Annotated in this window: 15 protein-coding genes; 8 read left to right on the top strand and 7 right to left on the bottom strand. The window is 66.6% G+C overall.

Features of this window, described 5'->3' with window-relative positions; translation table 11 throughout:
• Nucleotides 1–3: 3 nt before the first annotated feature.
• Entirely contained in the window at nt 4–1,848 is a 1,845-nt protein-coding gene (gene lpdA, locus ACFPFG_RS32770; RefSeq protein ID WP_183021989.1) for a dihydrolipoyl dehydrogenase, read from the top strand.
• Between the two features lie 140 nt (nt 1,849–1,988).
• Here lpdA and ACFPFG_RS32775 read toward each other — a convergent pair whose 3' ends face one another.
• Nucleotides 1,989–2,918 carry a LysR family transcriptional regulator gene (locus ACFPFG_RS32775; RefSeq protein WP_374617700.1) on the bottom strand — a complete coding sequence of 310 codons (930 nt, stop codon included), beginning with the start codon at nt 2,916–2,918 and terminating at the stop codon, nt 1,989–1,991.
• 65 nt (nt 2,919–2,983) lie between these two features.
• Between ACFPFG_RS32775 and ACFPFG_RS32780 the strand changes: the two genes are divergently transcribed.
• Nucleotides 2,984–3,601: a LysE family translocator gene (locus ACFPFG_RS32780; protein ID WP_183021991.1), complete on the top strand. Its 618-nt coding sequence runs from the start codon at nt 2,984–2,986 to the stop codon at nt 3,599–3,601.
• A 203-nt stretch (nt 3,602–3,804) separates the two neighbouring features.
• Here ACFPFG_RS32780 and ACFPFG_RS32785 read toward each other — a convergent pair whose 3' ends face one another.
• Nucleotides 3,805–4,494, bottom strand: coding sequence for a hypothetical protein (locus ACFPFG_RS32785; RefSeq protein ID WP_380110040.1), 690 nt, complete (start codon nt 4,492–4,494; stop codon nt 3,805–3,807).
• A gap of 133 nt (nt 4,495–4,627) precedes the next feature.
• On the opposite strand from ACFPFG_RS32785, the gene ACFPFG_RS32790 reads away from it, so the two are divergent.
• Complete coding sequence (locus ACFPFG_RS32790; protein ID WP_380110042.1) at nt 4,628–5,893, top strand: MFS transporter; 1,266 nt, start codon at nt 4,628–4,630, stop codon at nt 5,891–5,893.
• Here ACFPFG_RS32790 and ACFPFG_RS32795 read toward each other — a convergent pair whose 3' ends face one another.
• Together ACFPFG_RS32795 and ACFPFG_RS32800 are read right to left on the bottom strand one after the other, a co-directional pair.
• Entirely contained in the window at nt 5,894–6,919 is a 1,026-nt protein-coding gene (locus tag ACFPFG_RS32795) for an FUSC family protein (RefSeq protein WP_197956119.1), read from the bottom strand.
• A gap of 188 nt (nt 6,920–7,107) precedes the next feature.
• Nucleotides 7,108–7,596, bottom strand: a complete 489-nt coding sequence (locus ACFPFG_RS32800; RefSeq protein ID WP_380110044.1) for an EVE domain-containing protein — start codon at nt 7,594–7,596, stop codon at nt 7,108–7,110.
• A gap of 129 nt (nt 7,597–7,725) precedes the next feature.
• Here ACFPFG_RS32800 and yghU point away from each other — a divergent pair, with 129 nt between their 5' ends.
• Nucleotides 7,726–8,565 carry a glutathione-dependent disulfide-bond oxidoreductase gene (gene yghU, locus ACFPFG_RS32805; RefSeq protein ID WP_380110047.1) on the top strand — a complete coding sequence of 280 codons (840 nt, stop codon included), beginning with the start codon at nt 7,726–7,728 and terminating at the stop codon, nt 8,563–8,565.
• A gap of 7 nt (nt 8,566–8,572) precedes the next feature.
• Here the strand turns inward: yghU and ACFPFG_RS32810 are convergent, their stop codons facing one another.
• The 3 genes from ACFPFG_RS32810 to ACFPFG_RS32820 all read right to left on the bottom strand — a co-directional run bounded on the left by ACFPFG_RS32810 (nt 8,573) and on the right by ACFPFG_RS32820 (nt 10,391).
• Nucleotides 8,573–9,259, bottom strand: coding sequence for a hypothetical protein (locus ACFPFG_RS32810; RefSeq protein WP_380110049.1), 687 nt, complete (start codon nt 9,257–9,259; stop codon nt 8,573–8,575).
• A gap of 76 nt (nt 9,260–9,335) precedes the next feature.
• Nucleotides 9,336–9,593 (bottom strand): GlsB/YeaQ/YmgE family stress response membrane protein, encoded by a 258-nt coding sequence (locus tag ACFPFG_RS32815; protein WP_183021998.1) that lies wholly within the window; start codon nt 9,591–9,593, stop codon nt 9,336–9,338.
• 162 nt (nt 9,594–9,755) lie between these two features.
• Complete coding sequence (locus tag ACFPFG_RS32820) at nt 9,756–10,391, bottom strand: C40 family peptidase (RefSeq protein WP_012205793.1); 636 nt, start codon at nt 10,389–10,391, stop codon at nt 9,756–9,758.
• Nucleotides 10,392–10,586: 195 nt separating this feature from the next.
• On the opposite strand from ACFPFG_RS32820, the gene ACFPFG_RS32825 reads away from it, so the two are divergent.
• The 4 genes from ACFPFG_RS32825 (at nt 10,587) to ACFPFG_RS32840 (ending at nt 15,590) form a co-directional block, all read left to right on the top strand.
• Nucleotides 10,587–11,189 (top strand): isochorismatase family protein, encoded by a 603-nt coding sequence (locus ACFPFG_RS32825; RefSeq protein WP_063325974.1) that lies wholly within the window; start codon nt 10,587–10,589, stop codon nt 11,187–11,189.
• A 189-nt stretch (nt 11,190–11,378) separates the two neighbouring features.
• Complete coding sequence (locus tag ACFPFG_RS32830) at nt 11,379–12,050, top strand: outer membrane protein (RefSeq protein WP_380110053.1); 672 nt, start codon at nt 11,379–11,381, stop codon at nt 12,048–12,050.
• Between the two features lie 115 nt (nt 12,051–12,165).
• A complete protein-coding gene (locus ACFPFG_RS32835; protein ID WP_380110055.1) occupies nt 12,166–14,052 on the top strand; it encodes a propionate--CoA ligase in 1,887 nt (628 codons plus the stop codon).
• Between the two features lie 149 nt (nt 14,053–14,201).
• A complete protein-coding gene (locus ACFPFG_RS32840) occupies nt 14,202–15,590 on the top strand; it encodes a phosphomannomutase/phosphoglucomutase (protein ID WP_197956124.1) in 1,389 nt (462 codons plus the stop codon).
• The last annotated feature ends 11 nt before the right edge of the window (nt 15,591–15,601 follow it).

The raw sequence follows: 15,601 nt of genomic DNA on the forward strand, positions 1-15,601 counted from the left end.
CACATGGCAATCATCGACATCAAGGTGCCCGACATCGGCGACTTCGCCGAAGTGGGCGTGATCGAACTGCTGGTCCAGCCCGGTGACACCGTGGCCAAGGACCAGTCCCTGATCACCGTGGAGTCCGACAAGGCCTCCATGGAGATCCCCTCCAGCCATGCCGGCGTGGTCAAGGAACTCAAGGTCAAGATCGGCGACAAGATCGCCGAAGGCGGCCTGATCCTGACGCTGGAGGCCGCTGGCGAAGCGGCCGCCGCACCCCAGGCGGCAGCACCGGCCCCTGCAGCGGCGGCTCCAGCGCCTGCCGCTGCAGCGCCCGCAGCATCGGCTCCCGCTCCGACCGCAGCCAGCTACGCCGGTGGCGCGGCCGATTACGACTGCGACGTGGTCGTGCTCGGCGGCGGTCCTGGCGGCTACTCGGCAGCCTTCCGTGCGGCCGACCTGGGCCTGAACGTGGTCATCGTCGAGCGCTACAAGACCCTTGGCGGCGTCTGCCTGAACGTGGGCTGCATCCCGTCCAAGGCGCTGCTGCACGTGGCGGCCGTGGTGGACGAGGTCAAGCACCTGGAGGTGGCCGGCGTCAAGTTCGGCGCGCCCGAGGTCAACATCGACCAGCTGCGCGGACACAAGGACAAGGTCATCGGCAAGCTGACCGGCGGCCTGGGCCAGATGGCCAAGATGCGCAAGGTCACCGTGGTGCGCGGCTACGGCAATTTCGCCGGCGCCAACCACCTGGAAGTGGAAGAGACCACGGGCGACGGCCAGGAAAAGACCGGCAGCAAGAAGATCGTGCAGTTCAAGCGCGCCATCATTGCCGCCGGCAGTCAGGCCGTGCACCTGCCCTTCATGCCCAAGGACCCGCGCGTGGTGGACTCCACCGGCGCGCTGGACCTGGCCGGTGTTCCGAAGCGCATGCTGATCCTGGGTGGCGGCATCATCGGCCTGGAAATGGGTACCGTCTACTCCACGCTGGGCGCCCGCCTGGACGTGGTGGAGATGATGGACGGCCTCATGCAGGGCGCCGACCGCGACCTGGTCAAGGTTTGGCAGAAGATGAACGCGCCGCGCTTCGACAACATCATGGTCAACACCAAGACCGTGGGTGCCGAAGCCACGCCCGAAGGCATCAAGGTCAGCTTCGCGCCTGCCAAGGACGGCATCACCGTGCCCGAGCCCCAGGTCTACGACCTGGTTCTGCAGGCCGTGGGCCGCACGCCCAACGGCAAGAAGATCGCTGCCGAGAAGGCCGGCGTGGCCGTCACGGACCGCGGCTTCATCGAAGTCGATATCCAGATGCGCACCAATGTGCCCCACATCTTCGCCATTGGCGACGTGGTGGGCCAGCCCATGCTGGCGCACAAGGCCGTGCACGAGGCCCATGTGGCTGCCGAAGTCATCGCCGGCGAACTGCAGGGCAACAAGGAGCTGGCCGCCAGCGCCTTCAATGCCCGCGTGATCCCCAGCGTGGCCTATACCGACCCTGAAGTGGCATGGGTGGGTTTGACCGAGGATCAGGCCAAGGCCCAGGGCATCAAGGTCAAGAAGGGTGTGTTCCCCTGGACGGCTTCGGGCCGCGCCATTGCCAATGGCCGCGACGAAGGCGTCACCAAGCTGCTGTTCGATGACAGCCCCGAGGCGCACGGCCATGGCCGCATCCTGGGCGGCGGCATCGTCGGCACACACGCGGGCGACATGATCGGCGAGATTGCGCTGGCCATCGAAATGGGTGCCGATGCCGTGGACATCGGCAAGACCATCCATCCCCACCCCACGCTGGGCGAAAGCCTGGGCATGGCGGCCGAGGTGGCGCATGGCTCCTGCACGGACCTGCCGCCGCAGCGCAAGTAGGCGCAAGGCCTGGCTTTCAGGCCAGGCAAGGACAGAAAGGCAGCTTCGGCTGCCTTTCTGCTTTGGGAGACGCAGATAAGGACACAGACATCAGCCCAGACACCGGTCCAGACACAGGCACGGCAAGGGGGCAGACCTGTTCAGGCCTGGGCGCGCAGCCACTGCAGCAATTGGTCGTGCACGCCATCTGGCGTGGGCGGAGCGGGGGACAGCAGGCAGTAGCGCGAACCGTCTTCGACAAAGCCCATGGGCGCTGCCAGCACACCGTTGGCGATGTCGTCGCGCACCAGTTGCCAGGGGCCGATGGCCAGCCCCATGCCGGCCACGGCGGCCTGCAGGCTGAAATAGAAATGATCGAACTGCAGCTGGGGTCCCGATGGTGGAGGCTGACCGCTGTGCTCTGCCCAGGTGGACCAGGCCTCCGGGCGGGTGCGACTTTGCAGCAAGGGTGCCTCCGGGCGCAGCCCGGTGGCATGCCCCTCGTCGGAGTGCATGCACCACTGCGCCAGCCGCTGGGGCCGGCAGACCGGGCCTATGCGCTCGGCAAACAGGGTCTCTGCATGACAGCCCGCTGGCGGAGAGAAGTCATCGCGTCGTATGGCCAGATCGATGCCGTCCGCGAAAGAGAAAGGCCCACCGCCCGCCATCAGGTGCAACTGCAACTCGGGGTGCTGTTCCTGGAACTGGGGCCAGCGCGGGATCAGCCAGCGCATGAGCAAGGTGGGCTCGCAGGACAGCACCCAGCGGCGCGCCTGCCGGGCGCGCGAGCGCAACTCCTGCGTGGCCTGGCGCATGCGCTCCAGACCTTCGTGCACGGCCTGGGCCAGGTGGCGGCCCGCCTCGGTCAGGAAGACGCGGCGGCTGCGGCGGTCAAACAGGGGCACGCCCAGATCGTCCTCCAGCAGGCGCACGGCCCGGCTGATGGCGCCGTGGGTCAGATGCAGTTCTTCCGCCGCCTTGCTGAAGTTCTCCCGTCGGGCGGCCGCTTCGAAGCAGCGCAAGGCCTGCAGCGACGGCAGTCGCTTGCTCGGAGTGTGTGAGTTGAGTTCACCAGCTGTGTCAGAAAACATCGTTATATATTTTCACTGAAGCCCAATACTATCAGGCGCGTTGCATTGAATCGAATGGATCACCGATGACCGAGTGGATAGCTGTAGTCACCATTACCTTGCTGGCTGTCATCAGCCCAGGGGCGGATTTCGCCATGGTCACGCGCAACAGCCTGCTGCGCTCGCGCCGCGCGGGCCTGCTCACGGCACTGGGCATTGGCCTGGGGGTGCTGGTCCATGTCGGCTATACCTTGCTCGGCGTCGGGCTGCTCATGCAGCAGTCCACCTGGTTGTTCGACGCGGTCAAGCTGCTGGGGGCAGCCTATCTGATCTATTTGGGCGTGACCATGTTGCGCAGCCGTCCGGAGGGCGATTTGCCCAGCCAGCCCGTGGCCGCGCTCTCCGACCTGGCGGCACTGCGCATGGGCTTTCTGACGAATGCGCTCAATCCCAAGACCACGGTATTCGTGGTCAGCCTGTTCCTGCAGATCGTGGGACAGGACACGCCGCTGGCCACGCAGCTGGCATATGGCGGATTCATCTCGATGGCCCATGTGGCGTGGTTCTGCATTGTGGCGATGTGCTTTTCCGCCCAGCGGGTTCGTGCGCGGTTGCTGGCCGTGCGGCATTGGATAGACAGGGCCTTTGGCGGCATGTTGGTGGGGTTCGGTGTGCTGTTGGCCAGTGCCAAGCTGCAGCTGTGAGGTCGTGACGACCTGATACGAATCGGTGGGAAGGGGAGGACGGGGGAAAGGCATGCTGTGCATGCACGACTGCCCGGCAGGCGAGGCCTGCGGGGTGCCGTCCGGTACCTCGCAGGCTTAGCTGTTTCTGGCGAGTGTCAAGTCCGCCCGGCAAGCGGGTTGGCGTCCCGGTGGCTTGCGATTTGACCCTGTGCGGCAGGTTTTCATGGTGGGGGAGTGCCATCGTCTCCATGGCGGAGGCCGGCGCCCATGCCCAGGCCGCCCATGCCTGAGGCGCCCATTCCTGCGCCGCCTCTGCTGCCACCACCGCCCTTGCTCGAAGCGCCGGCTTCCGCACCACCTTTGCGTGCCCCGCCCGCCGTGCCGCCGGGACGCGTGGGGCCCTGGTTGGGAACATGCAGGCTGTCGGGGATCGGCTCCAGATCCAGCGCTTCGCGGATGAAGGCGCGCAGCGAAGTGACGAGTGCCGCAGTCTCGACAGGCTGGCCTGCCACCATGTCCTGGGCCGCCTGGGCGGCCATGCGCACCTGGTCTTGCGTACCCAGCAAGATGACATCGGACAGCGCGGCTTCGACCGCATCGCGAATGCGCCGTTGTCGCTCGCTGCCAAAAGCCGGTGGTGCATCGGCGTCGTCGGCGGCAGGCCTGCGCAGATCGCGCAGGTGCAGGGGACTCACATGCAGCGTCCCCGTGAAGGAGCCGCCCAGCGTCTTGTAGGCGGCGATAAGCGACTTCAGGCGTTCATTGATCTGGCGGTTTTCACGCTCGCGTCGCTTTTGCACGGTCTGCATGAACAGCAGGCGAATGCCCATCATCAGGCAGGTGACCAGCAACAGGCCCAACACCGTGGACAGCAGCGAAGACCAGGAACTGAAATCTAGCGATGAACGCATGCGGAGGGCCTCGGGGGTTGATGCAGGCGTTCAGTGTGCCTCCATACGGGCGGGTAGGCAGGTAAGAAGAGTGCTGTTTGCAGGCGCCGCTTGGCCTATGCTTTCGATACTTCACACATCAGCTACAGGGCGCATGGCATGCGCCCCCGGGAGGCAGCATCCAGTGAAAACAACGAAGCAGGGAGGGCATCCCTCATGGATTGTCGTGGCGGCCGGCGTCAGCGCGGCCCTGCATGTGGGCAAGCTGCCGCCGGCCGTGCCGGTGCTGCAGCAGCAATTGGGCCTGTCCCTGCTGCAGGCCGGTTTTCTGCTGTCTACCGTGCAGGTGGCCGGCATGGTGCTGGGCCTGGTGGTGGGCCTGGGTGCAGACCGCTGGGGGCTGCGGCGCAGCATGCTCGCAGGCCTGCTGCTGATGGCTGCGGCCAGCGCCCTGGGTGCCGCTGCCACGGGCTTTGCTCCGCTGCTGGCCTTGCGTGCCGTGGAGGGGCTGGGCTTTTTGCTGGTGGCCATGCCGGGGCCGGGGCTGATCCGGCGTAGCGTGGCGCCTCGCGATCTGAGCGCGCGCATGGGCTGGTGGGGCACCTATATGCCGTTGGGCAGTGCCGTCGGATTGCTGGTGGGACCGTGGGTGATGGCCTGGGCATCCTGGCCCGTGTGGTGGTTGCTGATGGGTCTGGTCTCTGCACTCGCATGGGCTGCCGTCTGGTGTGGCGTGCCGGCAGACAGGCAGGTGCCCATTGGCACGTCAGTGGCGGGTGGTGGCTGGCGTCCTCGCCTGGAACTTACCTTGCGCAGCCCTGGTCCCTGGTGCGTGGCTGTGGCCTTTGCCGTGTATTCAGGGCAGTGGATGGCCGTCATCGGCTTTCTCCCCACGGTCTATGCCGAGGCCGGCCTGGGCGCCACGCTATCGGGCACGCTGACGGCCGTGGTGGCGCTGGCCAACATGGTGGGCAATGTGGCCTCGGGCCGTTTGCTTCAAGGCGGCTGGAGCGCCTCACGTGCCTTGCGCCTGGGCTTTGGTTGCATGGCAGCGTGTGCGCTGCTGGCCTATCTGCAATGGCAGGGGCAATCGCTGGCGCCGTTGTGGCTTCGCTTTGTGGCAGTGGTGCTGTTTTCGGCGGCGGGCGGGCTGATTCCGGGCACGCTGTTTTCCATGGCGGTGCGGCTGGCCCCCGATGAGTCCACGGTATCGACCACGGTGGGTTTCATGCAGCAATGGTCCAGCGTGGGGCAGTTTGCAGGCCCGCCTCTGGTGGCGGCCGTGGCCGTGCAGGCGGGCGGATGGCAGTGGACCTGGGTGGTGACGGCGGCCATGTGCGCCATCGGCTGGTGGCTGGCCGGCGCGATCGGGCGCATCGGCGGTGCGGGTGCAGCGCCGCGCGGGCGCGCTGCAGTCTGATCACGCGTCGCGCGAGCCTATCAGCGCCTTCAGGGCCTCTTCCATCTGCTGCGCATGGTCCAGCGCGGGCAGCCAGGCCGGGGGCACGGGCTGGGCGGGGGGCTTGGGCGCGGAGGCGGCCAGCTCGGCCAGGGCGTCATCGGGCTGCAGGGCCACCACGTTGCCGTTGGCGGACAACTGGCGGCAGGCATCGACCAGCCATTCGCAGTGCAGGACGATGGCGCGCGGCATGAGACCACTGTCATGGGACATGCCGCGCACCAGGCTTTCGCCCAGCAGCAGCGCGCTGGCATACAGGCGCACGGCGTGGCGGTCATAGCGCCCGGTGATGGTCTGCAGCCCCGCGCCGCCCAGGCGGCCGCGCAGGGACCAGCGGCTGGCGCTTTGCGCCTCCACCATGGCTGCGCGCAGTGCGCTCAGCGCATCGCTGCTGCGCGTGAGCTGGCCCAGCGCGACGGTGGCATCAGGCGTGTCGTGGGTGGCGGTGGCGCGCAGGGTGGCTTCCAGCCCTTCGGCCAACTGGCCCAGCAAGGCGCTTGCCGAGCGTGACACGGCGCGCAGCGGGTTGGCCGTGAAGATCACCTGGCTGAACATCAGGCCGACGCCGGCGCCCACCAGTACGTCAACCAGCCGGGTCTCGCCTGCTGCGCTTGGTCCCATGCTCAGGACCAGCACGACGGAGACTCCCGCCTGTATCGGGACGACGGGCGGCTGCCCGAGCATGGCGGCCAGAGACAGTGCGACCAGCGAGGCCAGACTCAGCCGCAGCAGCGGAATAGTGTCGGGCAGCAGCCACGCCAATTCGCCGACGATGATGCCGATGGCGCAGCCCAGCACCAGACCCCAGGTCTGCTTGAGGTGGCTGGGCAGGCCGGGAGCCAGGCAGACCAGGGCCGTGACGGCTGCAAAGACGGGTTTGGGGTGGCCGAGCAGGTAGTGGGACAGCTCCCAGGCCAGCATCGCACCCAGCGAGGCGGCGATGGCGTCGCGCAGCGCCAGACGCAGGCGGCCGGGCGCAGCGGCCATGCCGCTCTTGGGTGTTCCAGGGGGTGTTTTTGCTTTTGCTTTTCGCCAACGCACGAAGATTCTCCCTCCAGCATGCGAAATCCAGGTTCGCAAATGCCTAAAAGCATAGCGGCCGGTGCAGCAGCGATGTGCAGGAGAGATGCTTCTTGCTTGTAAGAAAGCAGCCCGCAGCAGGCGGGTCGGGCATATCAGGCGGGTTGGAGCAGGCCTTGGATGAAGGCCCATTCATCGGGCGTGACCGGCGTGATCGACAGGCGGTTGCCCTTTTGCAGTACACGCATGCCGGCAAGCTCGGGATGCTCGCGCAGCTCGGCGATCTGCAGCGTGCGTGTCTTGCGCAGCGCCTGCACGTCCAGCGTGAGCCAGCGTGGCTTGTCGGACGAGGACTTGGGGTCGTAGTAGGGACTGCGCGGGTCGAACTGCGAGGCATCGACGCGCAGGTTGCCTGCAATGCGGGCGATGCCGTAGATGCCGGGCTCGGCGCAACTGGAGTGCCAATACAGCACCCCATCGCCCACCTGCATGGCATCGCGCATGAAGTTGCGCGCCTGGTAGTTGCGCACACCGTCCCAGGCGATGGTGGCCTGCGGCGCGGCCAGCGCGTGGTCTATGGAGAATTCGTCTGGCTCGTTCTTCATGAGCCAGAACTGGTGGGCGGAGGTGGGGGCGGCAGTCATGCCGCGATTGTGGCAAATCCCCGGACGCCGTGGCGGCGTTCCGCGCGCGCCGGCAGGAGCGCGCCGGTGACGGGACAATGGCCTTCAGCCGGGCACCTCTCCCCAGCCCGCGAACCACAGGAACCCTGCATGACCGACAGCTCCACCTATGTCCCGCCCGCCGTATGGCAGCCAGCGCCTTCTGGCGGCACCTTTGCCAACATCAACCGCCCGGTCGCCGGTCCCACCCATGACAAGGCATTGCCGGTGGGGCAGCAGCCGCTGCAGCTGTATTCGCTGGCCACGCCCAACGGCGTGAAGGTCACCATCATGCTGGAGGAGCTGCTGGCGCTTGGCCATGCCGGCGCGGAGTACGACGCGTGGCTGATCCGCATCGGCGAAGGCGACCAGTTCTCCAGCGGCTTTGTCGAGGTCAATCCCAATTCCAAGATCCCGGCGTTGGTGGACCGCAGCGTCGAGCCGCCGGTGCGCGTGTTCGAGTCAGGCTCCATCCTGCTGTACCTGGCCGAGAAGTTTGGTGCGCTGCTGCCTGCCGAGCCCGCTGCGCGTACCGAGACGCTGAACTGGCTGTTCTGGCAGATGGGGTCGGCACCTTACCTTGGCGGTGGTTTCGGGCATTTCTATGCCTATGCGCCCGAGAAGTTCGAGTACCCCATCAACCGCTTCACCATGGAGACCAAGCGCCAGCTCGATGTGCTCGATCGCCAACTGGCCCTGCACCCGTTCATTGCAGGGGCGAACTACAGCATTGCCGACATCGCCATCTGGCCCTGGTACGGGGTCCTGGTGCTCAACGAGGTGTATGGCGCGGCCGAGTTCCTGTCAGCCCATGAATACACGCATGTCATGCGCTGGGCCCGTGAGATTGCCCAGAGGCCGGCCGTGCTGCGGGGGCGCCGCGTGAATCGTACCTGGGGAGATGAAGCCACCCAGGTGCCCGAGCGCCACCAGGCGTCGGACCTGGGCTGAGAGCCGTCTACTGGGAGCGGCCCCAGGGGCCGCGATCGGGCTGGCGCCAGAAGCGCGGGCGCTTGCCGGAGGGCTCGGGGGCGGGCTCGGCCTCGCGCCCGTCCTTGTCGGTCCTATCGGCCTTGTCGGCCTTTTTGGCGTTTTCCAATTGCTGACCTGTCTGCTCGACCTTGCGCGCCGTGCGATCCAGCCGCGAGGGAATGTCGAGTTCTGCGTGCTCGACCACACGAATGCAGTCCTGGATATGCCGCTCGCCCAGATAGCGCAGCGTGGCATAGCCCAGCGCTGCCGCTGCGGCCTGGCCTGCCAGCGGCACGTACTTGGCGGCCTGCGTGGCCGTCATGCGCATGCCGGCCGCGCGCGCCAGGCGCACCACCATGTCGCGCGTGATCAGCTTGCCGATCAGCACCGAGCCCACCATGGCCACGGCCTTTTGCACCTGCTCGCGCTTGCCCGGTTCCAGCTTGTCCAACTGTTCTGGCGTGAGGCCGAATTCGCGGTTGATGCGCGGCAGCAGCCGCGCCAGCAGTGCCGCATCCACCAGCCAGTCCAGGCCCGGAATGGGCAGGCTGCTGGCCGCTGCGCCGACCAGCGCACGCCGGTGCAGCAGTTTGCGCGCGCTCTCGGCCGCTTGCGCCACATCGTGGCGCGGTGGTGGAGGGGGAGGGGTCTTGTCCGGTGTGCGAAAGATCATGCGTGCCAGTGAAGACGGGGCAGATGTCGATCAGGAAAATGCGCCAGCCGGCGGATGCGGCTGGCGCGCAGGGTGGTCAGCGTGCGCTCTTGCTGCGCACCAGGCCGTAGATGAAGAGAATGACGACGGCGCCCACGATGGAGGCGATCCAGCCTGCGGGTTGCCCGGCCTCGTACCAGCCCATGGCGACGCCGACATAGCTGGCAAGAAACGATCCTGCCACGCCCAGCAGGATGGTCATGATCCAGCCAAGGCTGTCATCGCCGGGTTTGAGTGCCCGCGCCAGCAAGCCAACGACCAGGCCAACGATGAGGGTACCAATCAAGGACATCATGCTTTTCTCCGAACTGAAGCTTCCATGCCGCGACTCTAGGGCCGGGCACCGGGTGGCCCTGTCGGACAGCATCTCAACCTGGAACGAAGCCAGGGCAGGGCCCTGGAAAACAAAACGCCTGCATGGGCAGGCGTTTGTGGATTGGCGCAAAAGACGCTGCGATCACTGCAGCTGGCTTGCCTGCATCTGCAGGGCCAGAGCGGCCTTGCTGGCGTCCAGGCCCAGGCCATCGGCATCCTGCACGCGGCGGGCGCCATCGAAGCGGCGGGCCCAGTACGCGCTTTGCATGCTTTCCACGCGGACCTGCGCACCGGTGCGCGGTGCATGGATGAAGTTGCCGTCGCCTACATAGATGCCGACATGGCTGAAGGTGCGGCGCATGGTGTTGAAGAACACCAGATCGCCGGGCTTGAGTTCGTTCTTGTCGATTTTTTCCGTGGCCTGCGCCTGCTGGTCAGCGCGGCGCGGCAGGACCTTGCCCAGGGTTTCGGAGTAGATGGCGCGGACGAAGCCGCTGCAGTCGAAGCCGGTTTCGGCACTGTTGCCGCCGCGGCGGTAGGGAACGCCGATGAAGCCCATGGCGGTCACGACCAGATCGGAGGTCTTTTCGGCGACGCTTTGTCGTGCTTCCTTGACGAAGTCGGAAGTGCGTTCCGCCATGTGGTGGCGGGCTTCGCGCAGCTGCGAGATGAGGCTGCGGTTGACCAGCAGCTGATTCATATCGTCGTCACGCATTTCGGGCGGAGCCGCGTGTGCCGTGACGCTGACAAACAGGAGTGCAATAAGCCATCGGGACATGGGGCGCGAGATTACCACGCAAAAACGTAGGACAAATTCGATAAGACCCCCGAAAGCCTGGGTTTTTGAGTTACCTCAGGAATCCGGGCTGCGCGGCAGGGAGCGCACGCAAGCTGCGACAATGGAAAGCTTTCCCTTTTGTCCTCTATAAGAAGGGCGGCCCGCGCCGCCCCATATTCCCAAGAAAGATCCGCCATGCTGCTTGAAGCCACCGACTCCCAGCTCGTACTCGTCGATTACCAGGAGCGCCTGATGCCGGCCATCTTCGAGGGACCGGCAGTTCTGGCCAATGCCGTGAAGCTGGCGCGCCTGGCGCAGCTGGTGGACGTGCCGGTCTTCGGCACCGAGCAGAATCCCTCGCGCCTGGGCGCCAACGACGCCGAACTGCGCGCGCTGTGCGACCGGACCCTGTCCAAGATGCATTTCAGCGCCGTGGCCGAGGGCCTGGGCGAGTGGCTGCGTCCTCCTGCACGGCCCCAGGGCGGCAATGCACGCAGCCTGCCCAAGCACCTGCAAAAGCCCCAGCAGCAGGCGCCCGAGCGCAGCATGGTGGTGATTGCCGGCTGCGAAGCCCATGTCTGCCTGCTGCAGACGGCGCTGGAGCTGCTGGAAGATGAGTTCGATGTCTGGGTCGTCACCGACGCCTGCAGCTCGCGCACCGAGCGCAACCGCGATGCCGCCTTCGACCGCCTGGCCGGCGCGGGTGCCGAGCTGGTGACCACGGAGATGGTGGCCTTCGAGTGGCTGCGCAGCTGCGAGCACCCGGCCTTCAAGGAGTTGCTGGCCCTGGTCAAGTAAGGCACGGGTTCCTGGGTCCGCCGTCTTGAGGCGCTCTTTGGAGCGCCTTTTTTCATGGTGACCTGTCTGTTCTTGGGAGGCGGGCTGTCGCTGCACCGCGTAGTTCTACGGAGCTGCGTGCGTAGCCGGCCGAATAGGCGCGGGCAGGGCGTTTTTCTACAGTGGCGGCATTCCCCCAAGAGAGACTGTATGAAGCACGTTCTGACCTTCACCGCCCTGATCCTGACCGCCTCGGGCAGCGCTTTGGCTGCCGACAATTTCTATGGCGCCGTCCGCATCAACTCCGCCAACTACAAAGCCCACGACATGGACTCCAGCGCCCGCCCCGGCCTGGGGCAGTTCGTGCCTGGCGACGACAGCCGCCGCGCTACAGGCGGCTCTCTGGCCCTGGGCTATCAGCTCCCGTCGGACTGGCGCCTGGAAGCCGAATACACCCTGCCCAGGAGCAACGAGTTCACCAGCGGCTCCACGCGCTTTCCCACGAGCTTCAATCACCACAGCATCCGTTCTCAGCGCCTGATGATCAATGCGTACAAGGATTTCCCCCTGAACGCGCAGTTCTCCGTTTACGGCACGGCGGGCCTGGGCCTGGCCCACCTGCAGTCCAGCGGCTGGCAAGGCAATCCGAATCGCCAGTACTTCAGCGATTCCCAGAACAATCTGGCCTATGCGCTGGGCTTTGGCGTCAGCTACTCGCCGATTCAAAAGCTCAGCATCGACCTGGGCTACCGCTATGTGGGAATGGGCAAGACCCACAGTGGCGCCAACAACTTCACCAATGTCCGTGGCCTGCAGGATGAGCAGATGCGCGCCAAGCTGAGTTCCAGCGAGATCTCGGTCGGCCTGCGCTACAGCTTCTGAGTTTGTAGGGGCCTGCCTGCCAGCGCAGCGCCGAGTTGTCAGCTTTTGGCAAGCGCATTATGAATAATTATGAATTCAGAAGCCGCCAATCCATGACAACGACAGGAGACAGACAATGGCCCCGCGTTTCGACGATTTCCACCGCCGCTCCATCGAGGAGCGCGATGCCTTCTGGGCCGAGCAGGCCCGCCGCATCGACTGGCATGTGCCGCCCCAGCGCATCTGCGACTACGACAATCCGCCGTTTGCACGGTGGTTTGTCGGGGGGCAGACCAATCTCTGCCACAACGCCGTGGACCGGCATCTGGCCGGGCGCGCCGACCAGAACGCGCTGATCGCCATCTCCACCGAGACCGGCACGGAAAAGGTCTACACCTACCGCGAACTGCATGCCGAGGTGCAGCGCATGGCCGCCGTACTGCAGTCGCTGGGCGTGCACAAGGGCGACCGCGTGCAGATCTACATGCCCATGATTGCCGAGGCGGCCTTTGCCATGCTGGCCTGCGCGCGGCTGGGCGCCATCCATTCGGTGGTGTTCGGCGGCTTTGCCTCGGCGGCGCTGGCCTCGCGCATCGACGATGCCGAGCCCAAGGTCATCGTCAGTGCCGACGCGGGCTCGCGCGGCGGGCGCGTCGTGGCCTACAAGCCCTTGCTGGACGAGGCCCTGCAACTGGCCAGCCACAAGCCAGCGGCCGTGCTCATCGTGGACCGTGGCCTGGCGCCCGCGCCCATGCGCGAAGGCCGTGACCACGACTGGGCCAGCCTGCGTGCGCTGCACGCCGACGCCCAGGTCGCCTGCACCTGGGTGGAATCCACCGACCCCAGCTACACGCTCTACACCAGCGGCACCACGGGGCGCCCCAAGGGCGTGCAGCGCGATACGGGCGGCTATACGGTGGCGCTGGCCGCCAGCATGCCGCTGATCTTCGGGGCCGAGGCAGGGCAGACTTTTTTCTGCACCAGCGACATCGGCTGGGTCGTGGGTCACAGCTACATCATCTATGCGCCGCTGATCGCCGGCATGGCCACCGTGCTCTACGAGGGCCTGCCGATACGGCCCGATGCTGGCATCTGGTGGAGCATCGTGGAGAAGTACCGGGTCACCCACATGTTCTCGGCGCCCACGGCCATCCGCGTGCTCAAGAAGCACGATGCCGAGTACCTGCACCGCCACGATATCTCCAGCCTCAAGGCGCTGTGGCTTGCCGGCGAGCCGCTGGACGAGCCCACGGCGCAGTGGATCAGCCAGGCCCTGGGCAAGCCCATCATCGACAACTACTGGCAGACCGAGACAGGCTGGCCCATCCTCACGCTGTGCAACGGCGTGGAGCAGCAGACCACGCGCTTCGGCAGCCCGGGCAAGGCCGTCTATGGCTATGACGTCAAGCTGATCGACGAGGCCACTGGGGAGGAGCTGCTCGGCGCCGGGCAAAAGGGCGTGCTGGCCATCGAGGGACCGCTGCCGCCGGGCTGCATGCAGACCGTCTGGCGTGACGATCAGCGCTTCGTCAACACCTACTGGAAGAGCATTCCGGGCCGCATGGTCTACAGCACCTTCGACTGGGGCATTCGCGACGAGGACGGCTACTTCTTCATCCTGGGGCGCACGGACGACGTGATCAACGTGGCCGGCCACCGCCTGGGCACGCGCGAGATCGAGGAATGCATCTCCGCCCATCCCCAGGTGGCCGAGGTCGCCGTGGTCGGCGTGGCCGATGCGCTCAAGGGCCAGGCGGCGCTGGCCTTTGCCGTGCCCCGGACGGCGCTGGAGGGCGAGGCCGAGCGCGCGGCGCTGCAGGCCGATGTGATGAAGCTGGTCGATGCGCGGCTGGGCGCGGTGGCACGGCCCTCGCGCGTGGTCTTCGTCAGTGCGCTGCCCAAGACGCGCAGCGGCAAGCTGCTGCGCCGCGCCATGCAGGCCGTGGCCGAGGGGCGCGACCCGGGCGACCTCAGCACCATGGAGGACCCGGCTGCGCTGGCCCAGGTGCAGCAGCAACTGTGAGGACGGGCGTGCGCTGCAACCGTTTGTAGCCGGAGTGATGTGCGGCGGCGCCCCCGCCTGCCGCGCCTACAATCGCGCCTTGGGCCGCAGCCGGGCCGTGTTCCGGGCTGCGGCGCCCTGTTTTCAACCGACGAGAAAGCGTTTTCGACGTGCAGGTCGCATCTTCCATCTTCAAAGCCTATGACATCCGCGGCATCGTGCCGTCCACGCTCAACGAGGAGGTGGCGCTTGGCGTGGGCCGCGCCTTCGGCATGGCGGCCCTGGCGGCCGGCGAGACCGTGGTGGCCGTGGGACGCGATGGCCGCCTGTCGGGACCCTCGCTGTCCGCGGCGCTGATTGCCGGCCTGACCGAGGTCGGCATCGAGGTGATCGACATCGGCCTGGCCACCACGCCCATGCTGTACTACGCGGCCAGCACGCTGGCGCGCTCGGGTATCCAGGTCACGGGCAGCCACAACCCCAAGGACTACAACGGCTTCAAGATGGTGCTGGCCGGCCGCGCCATCTACGGCGAGGAAATCCAGGCCCTGCGCCGCCGCGTCGAAAGCGATGACTGGACGATCATGGGCACCGGCAGCGTGCGCCGCGCCGATGTGCTGGCCGACTACCAGGCGCGCATCGTGGGCGATGTGAAGCTGGCGCGTCCCATCAAGATCGTGGTGGATTGCGGCAACGGCGTGGCCGGGGCCTCGGCGCCCGGCATCTTCCGCGCGCTGGGCTGCGAGGTGATCGAGCTGTTCTCCGAAGTGGACGGCGAATTCCCCAACCACCATCCCGATCCCAGCAAGCCCGAGAACCTGCGTGACGTGATCGAGGCGCTGCGCACCACGGATGCCGAGCTGGGCCTGGCCTTCGACGGCGACGGCGACCGCCTGGGCATCGTCACCAAGGACGGCCAGAACATCTTCCCCGACCGCCAGATGATGCTGTTTGCCAAGGACGTGCTCTCGCGCGTGCCCGGCGGCAGCATCGTCTATGACGTGAAATGCACGCAGCGCCTGGCGCCCGCCATCCGCGAGGCAGGTGGCGAGCCCGTGATGTTCAAGACCGGGCATTCCCTGGTCAAGGCCCGCATGAAGGAGCTGGATGCGCCGCTGGGCGGCGAGATGAGCGGCCACATCTTCTTCAAGGAACGCTGGTACGGTTTCGATGACGGCACCTACGCGGGCTGCCGCCTGCTGGAGATCGTCAGCCGCCACGCCGATCCCAGCGCCTTGCTCAACGCGCTGCCCACCAGCTTTTCCACTCCCGAGCTGAATGTGGCCTGCGCCGAAGGCGAGCCCCATCGCCTGGCCGCCGAACTGCAGGCCCTGGCCGCCGAGACCTTTGCCGCACCGGCCCAGGTCAGCACCATCGACGGCCTGCGCGTGGACTGGGCCGACGGCTTCGGCCTGATCCGCGCCAGCAACACCACGCCCGTGCTGGTGCTGCGCTTCGAGGGCCAGACCCAGGAGGCGCTGTCGCGCATCGAGGCGCAGATGCTGGCGCTGCTGGAGCGCGTCAAGCCCGGCGCGCAGGTTGGCGGCGCCGCGCACTGATTTGCGCGCCA

Origin of the sequence: Delftia deserti (assembly GCF_042653485.1) — a bacterium.
In the GTDB taxonomy this organism is placed as follows: domain Bacteria; phylum Pseudomonadota; class Gammaproteobacteria; order Burkholderiales; family Burkholderiaceae_C; genus Comamonas; species Comamonas acidovorans.